The 19646-nt window shown below is 59.9% G+C and carries 21 protein-coding genes; 11 read left to right on the top strand and 10 right to left on the bottom strand.

All coding sequences use genetic code 11. From position 1 onward, the window contains the following. The first annotated feature begins 99 nt into the window (after window positions 1-99). From CKW09_RS19215 to CKW09_RS19200, 4 genes are all read left to right on the top strand, one after another. Complete coding sequence (locus tag CKW09_RS19215) at window positions 100-1044, top strand: MBL fold metallo-hydrolase (RefSeq protein ID WP_095098931.1); 945 nt, start codon at window positions 100-102, stop codon at window positions 1042-1044. A 426-nt stretch (window positions 1045-1470) separates the two neighbouring features. Then, entirely contained in the window at window positions 1471-2601 is a 1131-nt protein-coding gene (locus CKW09_RS19210) for a tail fiber domain-containing protein (protein WP_095098929.1), read from the top strand. A gap of 157 nt (window positions 2602-2758) precedes the next feature. Beyond that, a complete protein-coding gene (locus CKW09_RS24805; RefSeq protein ID WP_231922092.1) occupies window positions 2759-4855 on the top strand; it encodes an S-type pyocin domain-containing protein in 2097 nt (698 codons plus the stop codon). Beyond that, window positions 4855-5118, top strand: a complete 264-nt coding sequence (locus CKW09_RS19200) for a hypothetical protein (protein ID WP_061800186.1) — start codon at window positions 4855-4857, stop codon at window positions 5116-5118. The genes CKW09_RS24805 and CKW09_RS19200 overlap by 1 nt, the downstream gene beginning before the upstream one ends. A 299-nt stretch (window positions 5119-5417) precedes the next feature. Here CKW09_RS19200 and CKW09_RS19195 read toward each other — a convergent pair whose 3' ends face one another. After that, window positions 5418-6311: a LysR family transcriptional regulator gene (locus CKW09_RS19195; protein ID WP_061800187.1), complete on the bottom strand. Its 894-nt coding sequence runs from the start codon at window positions 6309-6311 to the stop codon at window positions 5418-5420. Between the two features lie 105 nt (window positions 6312-6416). Here CKW09_RS19195 and CKW09_RS19190 point away from each other — a divergent pair, with 105 nt between their 5' ends. Both CKW09_RS19190 and CKW09_RS19185 read left to right on the top strand, forming a co-directional pair. Continuing rightward, a complete protein-coding gene (locus tag CKW09_RS19190) occupies window positions 6417-7157 on the top strand; it encodes an SDR family oxidoreductase (protein WP_061800188.1) in 741 nt (246 codons plus the stop codon). 59 nt (window positions 7158-7216) lie between these two features. Further along, window positions 7217-7426, top strand: coding sequence for a DUF1289 domain-containing protein (locus tag CKW09_RS19185; protein ID WP_073970383.1), 210 nt, complete (start codon window positions 7217-7219; stop codon window positions 7424-7426). 70 nt (window positions 7427-7496) lie between these two features. Here the strand turns inward: CKW09_RS19185 and nrdF are convergent, their stop codons facing one another. The 5 genes from nrdF to CKW09_RS19160 all read right to left on the bottom strand — a co-directional run bounded on the left by nrdF (window position 7497) and on the right by CKW09_RS19160 (window position 11960). After that, window positions 7497-8468 carry a class 1b ribonucleoside-diphosphate reductase subunit beta gene (gene nrdF, locus CKW09_RS19180; protein ID WP_061800190.1) on the bottom strand — a complete coding sequence of 324 codons (972 nt, stop codon included), beginning with the start codon at window positions 8466-8468 and terminating at the stop codon, window positions 7497-7499. 8 nt (window positions 8469-8476) lie between these two features. Further along, a complete protein-coding gene (gene nrdE, locus CKW09_RS19175; RefSeq protein WP_073970380.1) occupies window positions 8477-10621 on the bottom strand; it encodes a class 1b ribonucleoside-diphosphate reductase subunit alpha in 2145 nt (714 codons plus the stop codon). Further along, the gene (gene nrdI, locus CKW09_RS19170) at window positions 10603-11007 is read right to left on the bottom strand and encodes a class Ib ribonucleoside-diphosphate reductase assembly flavoprotein NrdI (protein WP_061800191.1); all 405 of its coding nucleotides are present in this window, start codon (window positions 11005-11007) and stop codon (window positions 10603-10605) included. Before nrdI ends, nrdE begins: the two co-directional genes overlap by 19 nt. An 8-nt stretch (window positions 11008-11015) precedes the next feature. Beyond that, window positions 11016-11246: a glutaredoxin-like protein NrdH gene (nrdH, locus tag CKW09_RS19165; protein WP_061800192.1), complete on the bottom strand. Its 231-nt coding sequence runs from the start codon at window positions 11244-11246 to the stop codon at window positions 11016-11018. Between the two features lie 282 nt (window positions 11247-11528). After that, window positions 11529-11960 (bottom strand): carboxymuconolactone decarboxylase family protein, encoded by a 432-nt coding sequence (locus CKW09_RS19160; RefSeq protein ID WP_061800193.1) that lies wholly within the window; start codon window positions 11958-11960, stop codon window positions 11529-11531. Between the two features lie 96 nt (window positions 11961-12056). On the opposite strand from CKW09_RS19160, the gene pdxR reads away from it, so the two are divergent. Continuing rightward, window positions 12057-13490, top strand: a complete 1434-nt coding sequence (gene pdxR / locus CKW09_RS19155) for a MocR-like pyridoxine biosynthesis transcription factor PdxR (RefSeq protein ID WP_095098926.1) — start codon at window positions 12057-12059, stop codon at window positions 13488-13490. Window positions 13491-13553: 63 nt separating this feature from the next. Here the strand turns inward: pdxR and CKW09_RS19150 are convergent, their stop codons facing one another. Further along, window positions 13554-13862, bottom strand: a complete 309-nt coding sequence (locus tag CKW09_RS19150) for a DUF883 family protein (protein WP_095098923.1) — start codon at window positions 13860-13862, stop codon at window positions 13554-13556. A gap of 228 nt (window positions 13863-14090) precedes the next feature. Here CKW09_RS19150 and asr point away from each other — a divergent pair, with 228 nt between their 5' ends. Further along, a complete protein-coding gene (asr, locus tag CKW09_RS19145; RefSeq protein ID WP_061800197.1) occupies window positions 14091-14399 on the top strand; it encodes an acid resistance repetitive basic protein Asr in 309 nt (102 codons plus the stop codon). A gap of 194 nt (window positions 14400-14593) precedes the next feature. Here the strand turns inward: asr and CKW09_RS19140 are convergent, their stop codons facing one another. Beyond that, window positions 14594-14974, bottom strand: coding sequence for a DUF4440 domain-containing protein (locus tag CKW09_RS19140; protein ID WP_095098920.1), 381 nt, complete (start codon window positions 14972-14974; stop codon window positions 14594-14596). Beyond that, window positions 14974-16353, bottom strand: a complete 1380-nt coding sequence (locus CKW09_RS19135) for an MFS transporter (RefSeq protein ID WP_061800199.1) — start codon at window positions 16351-16353, stop codon at window positions 14974-14976. Before CKW09_RS19135 ends, CKW09_RS19140 begins: the two co-directional genes overlap by 1 nt. A gap of 106 nt (window positions 16354-16459) precedes the next feature. On the opposite strand from CKW09_RS19135, the gene CKW09_RS19130 reads away from it, so the two are divergent. The 3 genes from CKW09_RS19130 (at window position 16460) to CKW09_RS19120 (ending at window position 19117) form a co-directional block, all read left to right on the top strand. Beyond that, the gene (locus CKW09_RS19130; RefSeq protein ID WP_061800200.1) at window positions 16460-17356 is read left to right on the top strand and encodes a LysR family transcriptional regulator; all 897 of its coding nucleotides are present in this window, start codon (window positions 16460-16462) and stop codon (window positions 17354-17356) included. Between the two features lie 135 nt (window positions 17357-17491). Next, on the top strand, window positions 17492-18676 hold the full coding sequence (locus CKW09_RS19125) for an MFS transporter (protein WP_095098917.1): 1185 nt from the start codon (window positions 17492-17494) through the stop codon (window positions 18674-18676). Window positions 18677-18778: 102 nt separating this feature from the next. After that, entirely contained in the window at window positions 18779-19117 is a 339-nt protein-coding gene (locus CKW09_RS19120) for a DUF2002 family protein (protein WP_061800203.1), read from the top strand. A 27-nt stretch (window positions 19118-19144) separates the two neighbouring features. Here CKW09_RS19120 and CKW09_RS19115 read toward each other — a convergent pair whose 3' ends face one another. Further along, window positions 19145-19591 carry a DUF1198 family protein gene (locus CKW09_RS19115; RefSeq protein WP_095098914.1) on the bottom strand — a complete coding sequence of 149 codons (447 nt, stop codon included), beginning with the start codon at window positions 19589-19591 and terminating at the stop codon, window positions 19145-19147. Between the last annotated feature and the right edge of the window lie 55 nt (window positions 19592-19646).

Genomic DNA, 19646 nt, shown 5'->3' with positions numbered 1-19646 from the left:
ATTTTTTAAATTTATATAATTTAAATTTATCCCAACGGCAGGCGCATTGACCCTTTTGCGCTAATACTTAGCGCTGTCTTATTATCGCAAGGAGTGATCATGTTCTGGAAACGCTATCTGTTGGCGGCAACCCTGGCCGTAACCGCATTGCAGGCCACGGCGGCCGCGCCGCAGGTGAAGACGCCGAACCCGGGTTTTTACCGCATCATGCTGGGCCATTATGAAGTGACCGCGCTGTCAGACGGCATTATCCGCCTGCCGGCGGACAAGCTGTTGTTGAACAGCACGCCGCAGCAGATTGGCGCCGGGCTGGCTGAGCATCATCAGAGCCTGCCGGTCGTCACCTCGGTCAATAGCTATCTGATCAACACCGGCGACAAGCTGATCATGATCGATACCGGTGCCGGAACGCTGCTGGGAGACGGCCTGGGCAAGCTGACGGCCAATCTCAACGCCGCCGGCTACCGGCCCGAGCAGGTGGATGAAATCTATCTGACCCACATGCATCCGGATCACCTGGGCGGCCTGACCCAAAATGGCCGGGCGCTGTTCCCCAATGCGCTGGTGCGCGCCTCGCAGCAGGACGCCGATTTTTGGCTAAGCGAAAGTCGGCTGAACCAGGCGAAGCCGGGCGAGCAAGCCAACTTCAAGCATGCGATGGCGGCGATCAAGCCCTATCAGGCCGCCGGCCATTTCAAGCCTTTCGCCAATGACGGCGAGCTTTCGCCGGGCATTACCGCCTTTGCGGCCCACGGCCATACGCCGGGCCACAGCGTTTATCAGGTGGAAAGCCAGGGCAAGAAGCTGCTGCTGATTGGCGATCTGATCCACGTGGCGGCGGTGCAGCTTGCCCATCCGCAGGTGGCGATACGCTTCGACAGCGACGCCAAGGCCGCCGTGGCGCAACGGCTGCGGGTGTTCGGCGACAGCGCCCGGCAGGCGGAGCTGGTGGGGGCCGCGCACCTGTCGTTCCCGGGGTTGGGTTACCTGAACCGGCAAGGGGAGGGCTATGGCTGGGTGCCGCTGAACTACGGCGCACTGTAATCCGCCGGGCCGCCGCCGCGGGCGGCCTTAGGCGTAGCCGCTTGCCATCATCAACGGTTGTGCCCGCAGTCAGTGCCGTTTTCTGCACATCGTCATCTGCAAATAACGGCATCTCATATCGAGATTAGCTGCAACAATGCTCAGATTAATTGCAACGTACCTGTAAACCGCCGCCCGCGGTCACATTAAGTGAGCGCGGGCCGGGCTCTCCGCTGTTGTATCCGCTACCACACGGCAAGTGATAATGATTTTCATTTGACTTCAGTTTCTGATGACGCCATTGTACTGTTTATGCATACAGTTATCTGTGTGTTTTTAGCGGCTTTGGGCACATTCGATGCGCAAATCACTATTTTTTGCCTGCTGTACGGGTGGAACCCGACGCCGTTTAACCGTCGGAAAGGATGTTAAAAAGAGGGAATTATCATGGCAGAACAACAGAAAACCGCTCAGGTGCTTAGCGGCGTCAATGACGACATTACCGAACTGAAAACGCTGACCACGCTGCGCAAACGCGTCGTCAGCGACGGCGAAATCGTCTCCAAATCGGCCAATGGCTTCCGCCTGGCCAATGGCAACACCGGCGTGATGTTGCGTAACGACGGCACCGACTTTTACGCCCTGACTACGCCGGCCGGTCAGGCACAAGACGGACAGTGGAATACCCTGCGCCCCTTCTCGTTCAATCTGGCCTCCGGTCGGGTTGCGTTGCGTAACGGCGTAGATATCGCCGGCGGGGCGATGGTCTCGCACAATGCCGGCATTTCCACCGCAACCACCGGCCCGACCTCGCTTATCAACGGACAGGTCTATGATGCCGCGGCCGTGCATACCGATTTCACCAGCGGTAACGTCACCACCACGATGTTGATGGGCGCACGGGCTGTCGCCGGCAAGGAAGACTTCGGCCTGCTTTCTTACCGCGACAGGCAAGGAAACTGGAACGAACTTCAGGTCAAAGCCAACGCCGAGCTTTCCGTGGGACAACTAAGCAAACGTAATACCGAGGGATGGATTACCGCGGCGGGTGTTCGCAATGTGAACAACAATGCGGACAGGAAAACCAATGGGGTATGGTTCCAGGGGCAGAGCGATTTATCTGCGGATTTTTACCATTATGAACGAATCGGCCAGCACCACTTCCTGGGGCTGCATGTTGCCAATGGTGGAGCGCAGGGCTGGTACGAATTCCGCAATGGCGGCAACGCCTATGCCAACGGCGCCTGGCTCAGCAGCTCCGATGTCCGGATGAAAACGGATATCACGAAAATCGGTGGTGCACTGGACAAGCTGGCCCATATCGGGGGTTACACCTACCTCAAACAGGGGGTGCCGGAAGCCGGCGTGATTGCCCAGGAAGTGGAAGGGGTCCTGCCACAATCGGTCTCCCAGACCGAGCTGAAACTCAATGACGGCAGCGTGCTGGAAGATGCCCGCAGCATCAATATCAACGGCGTGGTCGCGTTGTTGGTCGAAGCCCTCAAGGAAGAAAGGGAAGGTCGACTCGAATTAGAGTCCCGGCTGGATACGTTGGGAAAAATCATCTCCAGTAAATAATGATAATAAATCGGCGATTTATTAAAACTTTCTGAGACAGAAATTGGTGAGTGAAATTCAGAGCGTGGGAAGCCTTTCCTGCGTGCCGAGCCTGTTAGATAAGTAACAAGTCGCCTTCTTAGTATCTGGTGAAGTGATTATATGAAGGAATCAATATATGCCACAGGAACTGAATGGTCATGGCCCTACAGCCGGTGACCCCATGGGCGGAACCGGCGCTAACCTCAATGAACGACCCGATAGCTCTAAGCCTGGCGGAAATTCACAGGGTAATGGCGGCCGCGATAGCGGTAATGACAATTCTCAATCGGCCGCATTTCAGCGTCAGATGAACGCAGTCAGGAATGACCCGGCGATAAAAGAGATGTTGTTGGGTTTGCTAAAGCGTGCCCGAGCCATTAATCCGACAGCGAAAGTCAATTTACTAAGTTTAGATGCAAGCGGCGCATTGCAAATAGATATTTCGGGAATGCGTAGCGATCAGGTGGATGCTTTTGGCCAAGCGATGAAATCGGCAAGCCCGGCAATGAAAAATGTTCTTGGGATGGACTTTAAAAACATTGAGAACGGTGCGAGTGTTATCGGCACGTTTGAAACAGGTCATAAGCTAGGAAGTTATCAGAACTCACCTAATGGCAATAATAATGGGGAGGGTATTGCTGGGGAAAATAAAGTCTCGTTAGAGATATATTCCGCAGTCCTTAAAGGTGAAATACCAAGTGGCTTTTGGCTCGATAATAATAAAGTCATGACTGAAGTTGTTATTGAATATGAGATTAACGGTGGAGGGAAAGGAGATAGTCGGACGGGGTATAGAAAAAGCAACGTAGAAGTGACTTCTCTCACCAATGCCTATCAACAGTGGCAGAAAATAGTAAAAGAAGTCGCAGAAGATCAACGGAAAGCGGAGGAAGCGCGTAAGGCTGAAGAGGCCCTCAAAGCCGAAGAGGTTCGTAAAGCCGAGGAAGCACGCAGGGCCGAGCAAGCCCGCAAGGCCGAAGAGGCCAGAAAAGCCCTGTTTGCCATGGCAGGTATTTTGGACGCCCCTGTTTACACGCCTGAAAAGGCAAAAGCGGCCAATGCGGCACTGCGGGCCACAGGTGCCATGGTGCTCAACCGAGCCCCCGCAATGCTTCAAATGTCGACGGCCGGACAAGGCGTGATGACGACATCGAGTGAACTGGCCGGCTGGGCATCGAGCGCGTTGTGGCGGGGAGCTAATGAGGTTGGCAGTATACGTGCCGGTACCGCTGTCGCCGCAGGATCAGTGCTCGGTGCCTTTGCTCTCGGTTTGTACTCGAATGAAGCCGGAGCGGGAAGTAGCCAGGTTCCAGGGCGGGATGTCAATCTGTTTGCCCTCCAGGCGAGTCTGGCGGCGGCAGGTATGGCGACAATTCAGCCCGGTATGACGTCTGTAAATTTGCCGGTACGCGGGTTTATCACTACTGACGACGATGGCAAACAAAGTGTAAACTTTGTCAGGACAGGTGTCGGCGGCGTGTCGCCGAGCGTACCGGTATTTCGACCGGTTCGTGATGAGCTGACGGGGCTGGATAAAATCACGCTGCCCGCGATGGCGGGCGTGCCGGCCAGGACGATCTTGATCAACCCAGTGCCTACCGGGCCGGCGGCTCCATCGCATACCGGCAACGGTTCACCGGTGCCCAGCACTCCGGTACATACCGGCACCAACGTCAGGCAGGCGGACAGCATCGTGGTCACCACCTTCCCGGCGGATGTGGTGCAGGATTTGCAGGATTTTATCCTGTGGCAGCCGGATGCGACGGAAGTTGGCGTAGAAGCCATCTATGTGATGGTGAGTAAGCCTTATGGTGAGACTAACGCCAAAGGGAAATACAGTGGACGTGATTACAACACGGATAAGGCCGGCGGGCCTATTCAGAACCTGGATTGGAAAGGTGCCAGTATTGATCGCGCCGGCGTGGACAAGGTGAAACTGCATACGGGACGGTTTGGCGAATCCCCCGATAACAAGGTGATGATCGACCGTCTGGAAAAAATCCTGAAGGGGGAACTGCAGGCTACCGATACCGACAAGCGTTTTTATACCCATGAAATCAGGGAGCTGGAACGCTATCGGGCATTAGGTGTGTCAGATGGCGTATCTGATGATTCCGTATGGAATAGCGCGCATACAGCCACGCTTGAAGATTATAAAATTAATGAGAAAAATCAACCTATGTATACGCCTGAAGCTTTAGAGGCGTATCGCAAAGCTGAAGAGGGTAAATAATGATCGATTTTGAAGGTATTTACAAAAACGAAAGTGTAGAAGATGTTCTTTTGCATTTTGCTCCACGAACTCCATATCCCAACATTGATCGCATGTATGTACAGTATAATTTCGATGTTGTAGGAAAGGATCAGCTCTACCCAGCATTAGCGAAGTTATTGAGGGAAGGGAAATTAGTCAAAGACGATAAAGGACATACGCTTAAAGGCCCTAACTGGAAAGCCCCCGCTTTCGTGACCGAGAAAAAATACGGTATCGAATAATTACCGGAAATTTCCGAATAAGTGCAGTTATCGCAACGTCCAACAAACGAGGTTTTGTTGGACGTTTTCTTTGGTGACTAATTCCCAGACAGGTCCGTGGTATAGGGCGTTTTCTTACTCTGCCCATATTTTCATATCTATGTTTAGCATTGTTGATGAGATTGCTGGATACGGCCCAGGTGAAATAACGTAAGTTATAAATGAACGTACACACCATAAATAATCAACCATTTTCTTTTAAATAAAAATATTATTCTTATTTAATGTGAGCACGAATGGTTGATTGCAAGCGGCTACGCTCAGAGATTGTGCGCGGCGAACACCTTGCTGAACCAGTCGATAAACACCCGCACCCGCGGCGAAAGTTGGCGGTTGCGCGGGTACAGCAGCGAGACCGGCATCGGCGTGGAAGGGTACTGTGGCAGCAGCGGCAGCAGGCTGCCGTTCGCCAGATCCTCACGCAAATGATAGCGCGGCACCTGAATGATACCCAGGCCGATGCGCGCGGCGGCGACCAGGCTTTCCGCCGCGCTGACCGACACCGTGGCGGGCAGCGCGATTGGCTGCGGCCGGCCGTTGACGTTGAACTCCAGCGGCATCAGCGCGCCGGTAACCGAGGAACGAAAGCCCACCATGCGGTGAACCTGCAGATCCTCCAGGCAGTGCGGCGTGCCGAAACGCTGCAGATAGGCCGGCGCGGCGCAGGTCACCTCTTCCAACTCGCCCAGCCGTCGCGCCACCATGTCGCTGTCGCGCAGTTTGCCGACGCGCACCACGCAGTCGATGCCTTCCCGCAGCGCGTCAACCAACCGATCGCCTTCGCTCATATAAAGTTCGATATCCGGATATTGCGCCAAAAAGTCGGGCAGGCCCGGCAGCAGAAAATGGCGCGCCAGCGTGCCGTGCACCTCGATGCGCAACAGCCCGCGCGGTTTGGCGCCGGCAAACGCCATTTCGGCGTCCTCAATTTCCGCCAAAATGGCCAGACAACGTTGGTAATAGGCTTCGCCGTCCAGCGTCGGGCTGACGTGGCGGGTGGTGCGCTGCAACAGCCTGGCCTGCAGGCGGGCTTCGAGCTGTTTGATGGCGTCGGTGACGGTCGAGCGCGGCAGGTCCAGCGCCTGCGCCGCCCGAGTAAAGCTGCGCTGCTCCACCACGCGGGTGAACAGACGCATGGCGTCGATTCGGTCCATGGGTATTGTTCGCTAATTTCGGATGGTGATGACGAATAATAGGGGATTATTCGCAACGGCGAAAGGTGCATGATGTCAGCACATAAACCCGATGAGGACAGACCCATGAACCACAAAACTCGGCAAGTCGCTATTGTCACCGGCGCATCGCGCGGCATCGGCGCCGCCATCGCCGAACGCCTGGCGGCTGACGGCTTCACCGTGATTATCAACTATGCCGGCAATCAGGCGCTGGCCGATGAGCTGGTGCGTAAAATTGAGCAACGCGGCGGCCGCGCGTTGAGCGCCAGAGCCGACGTCAGCGATCCTGCCGCCGTCGCTCAGCTGTTTGAACGCGCCGAGCAGGCGTTCGGCGGCGTCGACGTGCTGGTCAACAACGCCGGGGTGATTGCCCTGGCGCCGGTAGCGGAAATGAGCGACGCCGAGGCGGATCGCCTGATCGACATCAACCTGAAGGGCAGCTTCAACACCCTGCGCGAGGCGGCTAAGCGCCTGCGCGCCAACGGCCGCATCATTAACTTCTCCTCCAGCGTGGTGGGGCTGCTGCAGCCGGGTTACGGCATGTACGCCGCCAGCAAGGCGGCGGTGGAGGCGCTGACCAGCGTGTTGGCGAAAGAGCTGCGCGGGCGCAATATCACGGTAAACGCCATCGCGCCGGGGCCGACCGCCACCAGCCTGTTCCTCGACGGCAAAACCCCGGAGCTGATCGAGCGCCTGGCGAAGATGGCGCCGCTGGAACGGCTGGGCGAACCTGAGGATATCGCCGCGGCGGTGTCATTCCTGGCCGGTGCGGACGGCGCCTGGATCAACGGGCAAACCCTGCGCGCCAACGGCGGCATCGTCTGATCCGCATTCGCCGCAGGATCGGGTATCCTGCGGCGAATGACATCATGCGGGAGCGTTTTATGGCGGGCGACAATCAGCAACCACATCACGGCGTGAGATCGCCCTGCGTCAGCCTGTGCCGGATTGACGGTGAGACGCAGCAGTGCCGGGGATGCCGACGTACGCTGGCGGAGATCGCCGCCTGGTCAGGCGCAAGCGACGAAGAAAAGCGCGCGATTTGGCGACGCATTCGGCAGCGGGCGGAACAGGGTGATAAGAGAATATTGTAGAGCGCGGCGAGCCGCGCTCCCGATGATCGGCTAAATCACGGAGGTGAACGAATCAGCCTCGATGCCTTCCTCAGAAATCCCAGTCTTCATCCTCGGTATTGACCGCTTTGCCAATCACGTAAGACGAGCCGGAACCGGAGAAGAAGTCGTGGTTTTCGTCGGCGTTCGGCGACAGCGCCGACAGGATCGCCGGGTTGACCTCGGCCATCGCCGGCGGGAACAACGCCTCGTAGCCCAGATTCATCAGCGCCTTGTTGGCGTTGTAGTGCAGGAAAGTTTTCACGTCCTCGGTCCAGCCCACGCCGTCGTACAGTTCCTCGGTATAGCGCACCTCGTTGTCGTACAGATCCTGCAGCAGATCGAAGGCGAAGTTTTTCACCTGCTGGCGGCGCGCGGCGTCCACTTGCTCCAGCCCTTTCTGGAACTTATAGCCGATGTAATAACCGTGCACCGCTTCGTCGCGGATGATCAGACGGATCAGATCGGCGGTGTTGGTCAGCTTGGCGCGGCTCGACCAGTACATCGGCAGATAGAAGCCCGAGTAGAACAGGAAAGACTCCAGGAATACGCTGGCGACCTTCTTCAGCAGCGGGTCGTCGCTGTGGTAGTGCGCCAGAATGATGCTGGCCTTCTTCTGCAGCGCGCGGTTTTCCTCGCTCCAGCGGTAGGCGTCGTCCACGTCCGGCGTTTGGCACAGCGTGGAGAAGATAGAGCTGTAGGAGCGGGCGTGCACCGCCTCCATAAAGCTGATGTTGGAGTACACCGCCTCCTCGTGCGGCGTCAGCGCATCGGCGATCAACGCCGGCGCGCCCACGGTGTTTTGAATGGTGTCCAGCAGCGTCAGCCCGGTGAACACGCGGATGGTCAGCTGCTGCTCCTTCGGCGTCAGCGTGGCCCAGGAAGGGATATCGTTCGACAGCGGCACCTTCTCCGGCAGCCAGAAGTTGGAGGTCAGGCGGTTCCATACCTCCAGATCCTTGTCGTCTTCGATGATGTTCCAGTTGATGGCGCGCACCAGCGGCGCCGGTTTAACGATGGTCATAATTTGCCTCACAGCGCGCAGGACACGCAGCCCTGCACCTCGGTGCCTTCCAGCGCCATCTGGCGCAGGCGGATGTAGTAGATGGTCTTGATGCCCTTGCGCCAGGCGTAGATCTGCGCGCGGTTGATATCGCGGGTGGTGGCGGTGTCGCGGAAGAACAGCGTCAGCGACAACCCCTGATCGACGTGCTGCGTAGCGGCGGCGTAGGTGTCGATGATCTTTTCCGGCCCGATGTCGTAGGCATCCTGGTAATACTCCAGGTTGTCGTTGGTCATGTAGGGCGCGGGGTAGTATACCCGGCCAATCTTGCCCTCCTTGCGGATCTCGATGCGCGAAACGATCGGGTGGATGCTGGAGGTGGAGTTGTTGATGTAGGAAATCGAACCGGTCGGCGGCACCGCCTGCAGGTTCTGATTATACAGGCCGTGCATCATCACCGACTGGCGCAGCGCCAGCCACTCTTCGCGGCCCGGAATGGCGATGTTGGCGGCGGCGAACAGCTCACGCACGCGTGCGGTCTGCGGCTGCCACTCCCGCTCGGTATACTTGCTGAAGTATTCGCCGCTGGCGTAGCGGGAATCCTCGAAGCCGCCAAAGCAGGCCCCGCGTTCGATCGCCAGCTGATTGGACGCGCGCAGCGCGTGGTAGGCCAGGGTATAGAAATAGATATTGGTAAAATCGACGCCTTCTTCCGAGCCGTAGAAGATGCGTTCGCGCGCCAGGTAGCCGTGCAGGTTCATCTGCCCCAGGCCGATGGCGTGCGAGCTGCGGTTGCCTTCGGCGATCGACGGCACCGAGCGAATGTCGCTCATGTCGGCCACCGCGGTCAGCGCGCGGATCGCGGTCTCCACCGCTTTGCCGAAGTCCGGCGCATCCATGGTTTTGGCGATGTTCAGCGAACCGAGGTTGCAGGAGATATCCTTGCCGATGCGATGGTAATTGAGATCTTCATGGTAGGTGCTGGCGCGGTTGACCTGCAGGATCTCCGAACACAGATTGCTCATGTTGATGCGCCCGGCGATCGGGTTTTCGCGGTTGACCGTATCCTCGAACATCATGTACGGGTAGCCGGACTCGAACTGGATCTCCGCCAGCACCTGGAAGAACTCGCGGGCGTTGATGCGCGATTTGCGGATGCGCTTGTCGTCCACCATCTCGCGGTATTTTTCGCTGACGCTAATCTCCGAGAACGGCACGCCGTAGACCTGTTCCACGTCGTAAGGCGAGAACAGATACATCTCCTCGTTATTTTTCGCCAGCTCAAAGGTGATGTCCGGGATCACCACCCCCAGCGACAGCGTCTTGATGCGGATTTTCTCGTCGGCGTTTTCGCGCTTGGTGTCGAGGAAGCGCAGAATGTCCGGGTGGTGGGCGTTGAGATACACCGCGCCGGCGCCCTGGCGCGCGCCCAGCTGGTTGGCGTAGGAGAAGGCGTCCTCAAGCATTTTCATGATCGGAATAACCCCGGAGGACTGATTCTCGATGCGTTTGATCGGCGCGCCCACTTCGCGGATGTTGGTCAGCAGGAAGGCCACGCCGCCGCCGCGTTTCGACAGCTGCAGCGCGGAGTTCACCGCCCGGCCGATCGACTCCATATTGTCTTCGATGCGCAGCAGGAAACAGGACACCAGCTCGCCGCGCTGCTGCTTGCCGCAGTTGAGGAAGGTCGGCGTCGCCGGCTGGAAGCGGCCGGAAATCATCTCTTCCACCAGATCCTGCGCAAGCCGGGTATCGCCCGCCGCCAGCGTCAGCGCCACCATGCACACCCGGTCTTCGTAGCGTTCGAGATAACGCTTGCCGTCGAAGGTTTTCAGCGTGTAGCTGGTGTAATACTTGAAGGCGCCGAGGAAGGTCTCGAAGCGGAATTTTTTGGCGTAGGCCTGCTGGAACAGCTGCTTGATAAACGGGAAATCATACTGCGCCAGCACCTGCGGCTCGTAATAGCCTTCCTCCACCAGATAGCGCAGCTTTTCCTCCAGGTTGTGGAAGAACACGGTGTTCTGATTGACGTGCTGCAGGAAATAATGCCGCGCCGCCAGCCGATCCTTGTCGAACTGGATCCGGCCTTCGGCATCGTAAAGATTGAGCATCGCGTTGAGCGAATGGTAGTCCAGCGCGCCGGCGGCGGGCCTGGTCAGTTCTGTCGTTGCCAAAATGCGGTTACTCCCTGTCTAACGTTTTCAACGTCTTGCACGGTGCCGAGCAGCTCGAAGCGGTAGAGAAAAGGCACCTGGCATTTTTTGGCGATGATATCGCCGGCAATGCCGTACGCTGCGCCGAAGTTGGTGTTCCCGGCGGCGATAACGCCGCGCAGGTATGAACGGTTCTGCGGATCGTTGAGAAAGCGGATCACCTGGATCGGCACGGCTCCCACGGCGCTGCCGCCGCCGTAGCTGGGCACGATCAATATGTAGGGGCGTTCCATCAGCAGCTTGCTGCGGGCGCCGGCGATCGGAATGCGCATCGCCGGCAATCCCAGCTTTTCAACGAACCTGTGGGTGTTCTCCGAACTGCTGGAGAAGTAAACCAGCGGATTCATGGCCGGCCTCAGGAAACGAGGGCCAGAGCGCCGATCTTGTCCGGCCGGAAGCCGGACCAATGGTCGTCACCGGCGATAATGACCGGAACCTGCTGATAACCTAACGATTTAACATGGTTCAGCGCCTGCTGATCCTGGGTGAGGTCGATCACCCGATAATCAATCCCCTGTTTATCGAATGCGCGATAGGTGGCGTTGCACTGGACACAGTCCGGCTTACTGTAAATAATAATGCTCATGATTCGCATTTACCTTTTAAGCTGAAGGAAAGGCGGACAAGTCAGATAACGGAGCATTGTTCGGCGTTTCTGACGGCGTTATCAGCCGCGCTGCTGTCCCTGCGGTCGATACAATGAATACTATATGTTGATATTTATTTTATCAACCACGCTATATATGGTGTTTTGGCGGTTTTTGCGCGCAGGCCGCGGCGGGGCTGGATAAAGCATGAGGAAAATTTTTTTGCGGGCGGTTTTCGGGGGAAAACCCCTCTCGCGGCGAGAGGGGGAAAGCGCGGTCGATCATTGGCGCATGCTGACCGCCAGCCGGTTGAAGGCGTTCATGATGCTGATGGCGAAGGTCAGATCGGCGATCTCGGCATCGCTAAAATGCGTTTTCAGCGCGTCGAATGCGCTGTCCGGCGCGCCGGTGGCGGCGATCAGCGTGACCGACTCCGCCCATGCCAGCGCGGCGCGCTCGCGCTCGCTGAACTCATGGCTGACGCGCCAGCCCGCCAGCGTATCCAGCCTGGCGTTGCTGAAGCCGCTTTCGCGCAGCGCCTTGCCGTGCATGTCCAGGCAGTAGGCGCAGCCGTTGATCTGCGAAACGCGCATGAACATCAGCTCGACGGTCGCCTTGTCCAGCGCCCCTTTTTCCAGCGCCATCAGCGCGTTTACCAGGCCTTTGTAGGGCGCGGGAGAGAGTTCGGCGTACTGCAAGCGTTGCTTAATCATGGTCAACCTCAGTCGGTGGATAACGAAATCATGCGGCTACTTTAGCGTTGATATGGTCTATGCTATAGGGCCATAAAATGATTATTTGACCGGGCCATGATGCGCCAATTCCTTTCCTCTCTGCGGCTGGACAGTCGGCTGGCCGAACCGCTGTACCGGCAGATTTATCTGCGGATAAAAGACGGCATCGAACGGGGCGCGCTGGCGGCGGGCAGCCGCCTGCCGTCGGTGCGCGGGTTGGCCAGCGATCTGGGCGTGGCGCGCGCCACGGTGGAAAGCGCTTACGGTCAGCTGATCGCCGAAGGTTTTTTGCAAAGCCGCGGGCAGGCGGGTACCTATGTCTCGCCGCAGCTGCGGCCTTTGCCGCAGGGCGGCGCGTCGCCGGCGCAGCCATTGCCGATGCCGGTGGCCGATCCGCTGCATCCCCAGGGTATGCTGCAGCCGTTCCAGCTGGGCCTGCCGGCGCTGGACGCCTTTCCGCGCGCGCAGTGGCAGCGTATCGTCTCCCGCCTGCTGCGCAGCGCCACCGCCGCCTCGCTGGCGCTGCCGCCGGCCAATGGCCAGCCGGAACTGCGCGAGGCGATCGCCAATTACCTGCACCTGTCGCGCGGCATTCGCTGTCAGCCGGAACAAGTCTTCATCTGCGCCGGTTACCCGGCCATGTTGGATCTGGTGCTCGACACCTTGCTGCAGCCGGGGGATGAGGCGTGGCTGGAGGATCCCGGCTACCCGGTGACGTTGCCGCTGTTGCGCGCCGCCGGCATGCGGGCGGTGGCGGTGCCGGTCGATGGGCAGGGGATGGCGGTTGCCGCCGGCATCGCCGCGGCGCCGCGGGCGCGCCTGGCGATAGTGACGCCGACTCACCAAAGCCCGCTCGGGGTGTCGCTCAGCCTGGCGCGGAGAATGGCGCTGCTGGACTGGGCGCAGCGGCGTTCGGCATGGATTTTCGAGGATGACTACGACAGCGAGTTCCGCTATCACGGGCGGCCGCTGCCGCCGCTGAAAAGCCTCGATCGCCAGGGGCGAGTGCTGTATGCCGGCACCTTCAGCAAAACCTTGTTCCCGGCGCTGCGCATGGCTTACCTGGTGGTGCCGGCCGGGCTGACGGAGGCGTTCGCCCGCACCAGCCGGCTGCGCGGCTGCGGCTGTTCGCCGCTGCTGCAGGCCGGCGTGGCGGATTTCATCAATCAGGGGCACTTCTACCGCCACCTCAAGCGCATGCGGCCGCTGTATCGGGAACGGCGTGAATGGCTGGCGCAGGCGCTGGAGCGGCAACTGGGCGCGCATTTGACGGTGGCGCCGCAACCCGGCGGCATTCAGCTGCTGGTGCGCCTGCGCGACGAGGGGCAGGATGCGCGGCTGGCGGCGCGGGCCTGGCGGCAGGGGTTGGCGGTGCAGGCGCTGTCGGACTGGCGGATAACCCCCGGGGCGGGGCAGGGGTTGTTGCTGGGGTTCGCCAATTTTACCAGGCGCGAAGAGGCCGAGCGGGCGGTGGCGCGTTTGCAAGCCCTGTTCGACGGCGCAAATTAAACGGCCCGCGGTTTCCCGCGGGCCAGACGCACATCTGTTTTATCTTTATGACTGCAAGGGGTGTTAACGCCGGGCCAGCAGCACGCCGAGCACGATGCCGACGGCGGCACCGATCCCCACGCCCTGCCAAGGTTTGTCGCGCACATAGCTGTCGGCATGTTCGACGGCATCTCGCGCGTGCTGTGTCAGGCTGCTGGAACCGTTGAAGCGCGCTCTGGCGTCACGCAGTACGCCTTTTGCTTTGTTATGCAGCTCCTTCAATTCCTCTTTGGTCTTGTCGCCGGACTCGCGCAGCACTTCATCCAGCGTATCAGCCAGCAGGGTAACGTCCTGATCGATATCGCGTTCTGTCTTTTCCGTTTTCTTAAACATTCGGCTCTCCATTTCGACACATGTCTGTTAAGCATAGACCAGTTTCCAAACTGTGTTGCCGATCACGGAAAAAACCGCACGTTCGGCATCGTTCGCGACGCCGGCCCCCGTTGTACATTTGGTTACTCGGCGAAACCAATCACTCACGGAAGGGCGTCGGCGATTCCTCTATTCTCTGTTCAACGGCTCCACCGGGGCTTACCGAAACAACACTCTGAGGAATTAAAAATGAAAAAAGTATTAGCGCTGATCGTCGCCGCCACTATGGGCCTGTCTTCCGTTGCTTTCGCTGCCGATACCGCGGCTTCCGCGCCGGCAACCACGGCGCCGGCTGCGACCACCACTGCCGCCGCGCCGGCTGCCGCCGCTGAGAAAGCGCCTGCCAAAGCGACTCACCACAAGAAAGCGCACAAGAAAGCCAGCAAAAAAGCCCCGGCTCAGAAAGCCCAGGCCGCTAAAAAGCACCACAAAAAAGCGCCGGTGCAGAAAGCCCAGGCCGCTAAGAAACACCACAAAAAAGCCGCTAAAAAAGCGTAATCAGCTGAAGCGTGCGGGCCAGCCGGCTCCGCATGGTCTAGCCAGTGCTCAAACACCCGGTCCCCCCGGGTGTTTTCTTTTGAGGCCACGTCGGGATGATCAATCGCTATCTGTTCGAAGTGATTTTCAGCGCCGTCACCCTGTGCGGGCTGATCGTCGGCTGGGAACTGTTTTTGGCCGACGGCTTCCGGTGATTATGGTGCAATGGCGGTCTCATGCAGATGCCGCCAGCCCAGGCCGCCTGGCCGCTGTTCAAATACCACCGTGGAATGGCGCAGCGTCGGCGCCTGCCCGGGCAGGCTCTGCCTTTCCCGGTAGCTGACCACCGCCCCCGTCGGCCATTCGGCCACCAGCACCATCTCTTCAATGGCAATGGCCAATCCCGGTTTGGCGGCGCGATGCGCGCGGAAAAAGGCGCTCAGCGCGGCGAAGTTCAGCCTGCCGCCGTTCAGCGCAATCATGCTGAAGTCCGGTTCGAAGCGCGCCAGCAGCGCGTGTTCATCTCCCTGGCCCTTTTCCAGCCAGTTTTCAATCGCGAGATGGGCGTCGATCACTTCGGTAAAATAACGGTTCATCACTTTTCCTGTTGAGCATGAAGGTGGCGCACGATGGCGCGGTTGGCGATGCGCAGGCACAGCAGCATCGGGATCAGCGTGCTGGCGGCGGCGAGGTAAAAACAGTATCGATAGGCGGCGGCCGGCGGCAAGCCGCCCAGCAGCAGGTTCAGCAGCAGGCTGAGCAGCGCGACGCCCAGGCAAAAGCTCAGCTGACGGTTGATATTCCACAGCGCGCTGGCGTCGGCCAGCTGGCCGTCGGGGATGTGCAGAAAGGCGCTGCTTTGCGCGGTGCTGCTGCACAGGCTGCCGCCCAACCCCATCAGCGCGAAGGCGGCCAGCTGCAGCGCCCGTTGGTCGGCCGCGGTGATTTGCGCCAGCGCCAGGATGCCCAGCCCCTGCAGCAGGCAGCCGATCAGCAATAGCGGGCGCGGGCCGAGGCGGTTGAAGGTTTTGCCGGTCAGGGCGATGGCCAGAAACGACGCCAGCGACCAGGGCAACATCAGGGCGCCGACCTGGGCGGCAGGCATGCCGAGCTGGTTTTGCAGGTACAGCATCGCCACCAGGCTGACGCCGATAAACAACCCGGGAATGCACTGATAAATCATCATGGCGCTGCGCAGCAGCGGATCGCCCATCAGGCGCAGGTTCAGCAGCGGCTGCGGGATGCGCAGGCTGCGGCGCAGATAATAGCCGAACGTCAGCGCGCCGATCGCCAGCAGCAAGGCGCCGGAGCCCTGATGGCCTGATTCGCTCAGCCGGGTCAGGCCGAGCAGCAGCAGCGTCAGGGCGATGCAGGCGCTGAACAACCCGCCGGCGTCGAGCGGCTTGCGCTCCGCGGCCGGGGCGTCGGCGCGCAGCCACAGCGCGGCCAGCAGCAGCGCCAGCGCCGCCAGCGGCAGGTTGGCGAAGAACACCCAGCGCCAGTCCAGCCGATCGACGATCCAGCCGCCCAGCGCCGGCGACAGCGCCGGTGCCAGCAGGCCGACCAGCATAATGGCGGCCGAGAGCCCGGCGCGCTCATGGCTGCGGTACAGCCGGTAGGTCAGCGTCTGGCCGATGGGGATCAGCAAGCCGCCGCCCATGCCCTGCAATACCCGCCAGCCAATCAGCGCGCCGAGGGAGCCGGCGTTGCCCGCCGCCGCAGTAGCCAGCATAAAGAGGGCCAGCGACAGCAGGAACACCCGGCGTCCGCCGATGCGCTGCGCCAGCCAGGCGCTGAGCGGGATCACCAGCGTCAGGCCGAGGATATAGCCGTTGCTGACCCAGGCCAGTTGGCTGACCGACGCGCGCAGGGCCTGGCCGATGGCCGGGTAGGCGACGTTGGCGATAAACATGTTGATCAGATCGACAAAAAAGCCGAGCAGATAGACGATTGCCACTTTGCTGCGATAGGACATGAAGCCTCCGGTTGAAGGCGTGCAGTGTAGCGGCGGAAAAAGTGCGGATAAATCGGTTGCCGGCGATTACACTGTCAAAATAATTTTGACAATCAGGGCGAATGATATGCTGAATCTGCAGCGTCTGGCGATCTTTGTGGCGGTGGTGGACGCCGGGAGCTTTACCGCGGCGGCGGTGACGCTGGGGCAAACCAAGGCGGTGGTGAGCTTCAACGTCAAACAGCTGGAGAACGAGCTGGGGGTATCATTGCTGGCGCGCAGTACCCGGCGGCTGTCGCTGACCGACGCCGGCGCGCGTTTCTATCAGCGCAGCCTGCAGCTGCTGCAGGAGGCGGAAAATGCGCTGGACGACGTGCGACGCGATCACCGGGGCTTGAGCGGCGTGCTGCGCATCACCAGCACCCCCGAATACGGCGCGCGAACGGTGGTGCCGGCGCTGGCGGCATTCTCTCAGCTGCATCCGCGCCTGCGCATTCAGCATGTTTCTTCTTCTTATCATGCCGATTTGATCGCGGAGCGTTTCGACGTCGCCATTCGTTTGGGGCAGCTGGCGGACTCCAGCCATCGGGCGGCGCTGCTCGACAGCTTCGCTATTTTGCCGGTGGCTTCGCCGGCCTATCTGGCCCGACGGCCGATCGATTCTTTGCCGCAGCTGGCGCTGGCGCAATGGATCGCCCACAGCCGCCTCAGTTCGCCGCTCAGTTGGCAGGTGATTACCCCGCAGCGGCAGGCGGTACTGTTCAAGGTGGAGGGCGCCGCCATGCTGATGGGCGACAGCGCGGCGGCGCTGCTGGCGTTCGCCCTGCACGGCGCCGGCGTGGCGCTGCTGCCGGAGTGGCTGGTGCGGGCGGACATCGCCGCAGGCAGGCTGTGCCTGCTGTTGCCGGATCACCAGTTCCCCGCGCAGAGCATTTACGCGCTGTATCCGAATACCCGCCACGTGCCGGAAAAGGTGCGGGCGTTCATTGACTTTCTGCGCGAGCGGGCCGCCAGGGGCGAATAAACGCCGCCGTTTGCCGGCGCCGGCAACAAACTCTTAGTTAAATAATAATTCGTTATAATTCTCACGTTTATCATCGAATCTCCTCGGGGTATGCTGAACGCTGTTGCCTACCCCGTTCGATGCGAGCCCTCTGTAATGACCGCCATCGGTGCCAAAGAAAACCCCTTTCAGCTGAATAAACGCATTCTGTCGGTGGTGATGTTCACCTTCGTTTGCTATCTGACCATTGGCCTGCCGCTGGCGGTGCTGCCGGGATTTGTGCATAACCACCTGGGCTATAACTCGGTGCTGGCCGGGCTGATCATCAGCGCGCAGTACTTCGCCACGCTGTTCAGCCGCCCGCATGCCGGGCGCTACGCCGATCAGCTGGGGCCGAAAAAGGTGGTGTTGTTCGGGCTGGCCTGCTGTGGCGCCAGCGGCGTGTTTTACGCCCTGGCGTTCTGGTTCGACGCGTTGCCCTGGTTGAGTTTGCTGCTGCTGTGCCTCGGCCGGGTATTGCTCGGCATCGGGGAAAGCTTCGCCAGCACCGGCTCCACCCTATGGGGCATTGGGCTGGTAGGGCCGCTGCACACCGCGCGAGTGATTTCGTGGAACGGCGTGGCTACCTATGGCGCGATGGCCGCCGGCGCGCCGCTCGGCGTTTATCTGAACCAACATTGGGGATTGGCGGGCGTGGCGGCCCTGATCGCGCTGGCGGTGGCGCTTTCGCTGCTGCTGGCCAGCGGCAAGCCGAGCGTGTCGATCTCCGCCGGCCGGCGCATCGCCTTCAGCGCGGTGTTCGGCCGCATCTGGGCCTACGGCCTGGGGCTGGCGCTGGGTACCGTCGGCTTTGGCGTCATCGCCACGTTCATTACGCTTTACTATGCTGATAAAGGCTGGAGCGGGGCGGCGTTTTCGCTGACGCTGTTCAGCTGCGCTTTCGTCGGCATCCGTTTGATTTTCAGCAATAGCATCAACCGCCACGGCGGGCTGAAGGTGACGCTGGCGTCGTTTTTGGTCGAGATCCTCGGGCTGTTGCTGATCTGGCAGGCCGGCGATCCGCTGCTGGCGCAGGCCGGGGCGCTGCTGGCCGGCGCCGGTTTCTCGTTGGTGTTCCCGGCGCTCGGCGTGGAGGCGGTGAAACAGGTGCCGCAGCAGAATCAGGGCACTGCCCTCGGCACCTATTCGGCGTTTCTCGATCTGGCGTTGGGGATCACCGGGCCGTTGGCCGGCCTGATGATGAGCCACATGGGCGTGCCGTCGATCTATCTGGCCGCGGCGTTGTGGGTGGCGATGGGCGCATTGCTGACCCTGCGGCTGCTGCAGCGCGGCCGGGCATAGCCCCGGAATATTCCGAAACCCAGAGGCTTACCCAGAAAATTATTGTTTCGGCGAATGATTACGGTAAGGTCGCTCAGCGGTCCAGAATGAGAGGAGGAATCGATGTATTTACGGCCGGATGAAGTGGCTAGAGTGTTGGAGAATACCGGCTTTGAACGTGATTATGTCACCGATCAGGCCTATGGTTACCGCAAGGGTGAACACTATGTGTATGTGAACCGCGAAGCGCGAATGGGCAGAACCGCGCTGGTGATCCACCCGGCGTTGAAAGAGCGGAGCGTGCATTTCGCCACGCCGACTTCGCCGATACGCGTCAGCGAGCAGTATCTTGAGTTTCCCCTGGATTTGAGCGGCGATGCCGCCAGCGCCCGTTACGGCATTCCGCACGGCTTCAGCTCGCGCGAAGCGCTGTCGCGCTACCTCTACAGCATGTTCCTGTAATCGGTCCCCCGTCTGAGGGGGACGTCTTCAGCCGCGGGCGATCGCCTCGCGGTTAAAACGCTCGTTGTATGCGCGGCGGAATTGCGCCAGCTCGAACGCATCGATATCCAATTCGGCAAAATAGAACAGCGCCGCCTCGGTGTGTTCGGCGTGCAGCTCCGGCGACAAGCCGGCGCGCAGCAGCACGGTGCGCCATTGGCCAATACGTTCGTCGTCCGCCTGTTTGATGAAGGTGAGGTAGATGAACAACAGGTAGGCCGCCTGATGCATCTCTTCGGTGTAGCCGTTGTTCAGCATGCGGATGAAGGTCTGGCTATGGCGGCCGCCCATTTCCTGGATCATCGACTCGATCAGCATAGGTTTGACTTTCAGCAGCTGCGCCAGCGAGTCGATGGCTTTGCGGGTGTCTGAGGTCAGAATGCGGTAACCAACAATAAATACGACGATCAGGGCGGCGATGATGATCCAGGTCATTTAGGCTTTATTACACTCTCATATCGCCAGGCTTCGGCGGGAGGCGCTGTGCGGC

The sequence above is a fragment of the Serratia ficaria genome (assembly GCF_900187015.1).
Lineage (GTDB): Bacteria > Pseudomonadota > Gammaproteobacteria > Enterobacterales > Enterobacteriaceae > Serratia > Serratia ficaria.
Note: the sequence above shows the minus strand (reverse complement) of the source record. Positions and strands in the feature narration are given on the sequence as shown.

Excerpts from the sequence above, each read along its gene's own strand:
- CKW09_RS19215 (WP_095098931.1), top strand. The coding sequence starts at position 100 with ATGTTCTGGAAACGCTATCTGTTGGCGGCAACCCTGGCCGTAACCGCA.
- CKW09_RS19210 (WP_095098929.1), top strand. The coding sequence starts at position 1,471 with ATGGCAGAACAACAGAAAACCGCTCAGGTGCTTAGCGGCGTCAATGAC.
- CKW09_RS24805 (WP_231922092.1), top strand. The coding sequence starts at position 2,759 with ATGCCACAGGAACTGAATGGTCATGGCCCTACAGCCGGTGACCCCATG.
- CKW09_RS19200 (WP_061800186.1), top strand. The coding sequence starts at position 4,855 with ATGATCGATTTTGAAGGTATTTACAAAAACGAAAGTGTAGAAGATGTT.
- CKW09_RS19195 (WP_061800187.1), bottom strand. The coding sequence starts at position 6,311 with ATGGACCGAATCGACGCCATGCGTCTGTTCACCCGCGTGGTGGAGCAG.
- CKW09_RS19190 (WP_061800188.1), top strand. The coding sequence starts at position 6,417 with ATGAACCACAAAACTCGGCAAGTCGCTATTGTCACCGGCGCATCGCGC.
- CKW09_RS19185 (WP_073970383.1), top strand. The coding sequence starts at position 7,217 with ATGGCGGGCGACAATCAGCAACCACATCACGGCGTGAGATCGCCCTGC.
- nrdF (WP_061800190.1), bottom strand. The coding sequence starts at position 8,468 with ATGACCATCGTTAAACCGGCGCCGCTGGTGCGCGCCATCAACTGGAAC.
- nrdI (WP_061800191.1), bottom strand. The coding sequence starts at position 11,007 with ATGAATCCGCTGGTTTACTTCTCCAGCAGTTCGGAGAACACCCACAGG.
- nrdH (WP_061800192.1), bottom strand. The coding sequence starts at position 11,246 with ATGAGCATTATTATTTACAGTAAGCCGGACTGTGTCCAGTGCAACGCC.
- CKW09_RS19160 (WP_061800193.1), bottom strand. The coding sequence starts at position 11,960 with ATGATTAAGCAACGCTTGCAGTACGCCGAACTCTCTCCCGCGCCCTAC.
- pdxR (WP_095098926.1), top strand. The coding sequence starts at position 12,057 with ATGATGCGCCAATTCCTTTCCTCTCTGCGGCTGGACAGTCGGCTGGCC.
- CKW09_RS19150 (WP_095098923.1), bottom strand. The coding sequence starts at position 13,862 with ATGTTTAAGAAAACGGAAAAGACAGAACGCGATATCGATCAGGACGTT.
- asr (WP_061800197.1), top strand. The coding sequence starts at position 14,091 with ATGAAAAAAGTATTAGCGCTGATCGTCGCCGCCACTATGGGCCTGTCT.
- CKW09_RS19140 (WP_095098920.1), bottom strand. The coding sequence starts at position 14,974 with ATGAACCGTTATTTTACCGAAGTGATCGACGCCCATCTCGCGATTGAA.
- CKW09_RS19135 (WP_061800199.1), bottom strand. The coding sequence starts at position 16,353 with ATGTCCTATCGCAGCAAAGTGGCAATCGTCTATCTGCTCGGCTTTTTT.
- CKW09_RS19130 (WP_061800200.1), top strand. The coding sequence starts at position 16,460 with ATGCTGAATCTGCAGCGTCTGGCGATCTTTGTGGCGGTGGTGGACGCC.
- CKW09_RS19125 (WP_095098917.1), top strand. The coding sequence starts at position 17,492 with ATGACCGCCATCGGTGCCAAAGAAAACCCCTTTCAGCTGAATAAACGC.
- CKW09_RS19120 (WP_061800203.1), top strand. The coding sequence starts at position 18,779 with ATGTATTTACGGCCGGATGAAGTGGCTAGAGTGTTGGAGAATACCGGC.
- CKW09_RS19115 (WP_095098914.1), bottom strand. The coding sequence starts at position 19,591 with ATGACCTGGATCATCATCGCCGCCCTGATCGTCGTATTTATTGTTGGT.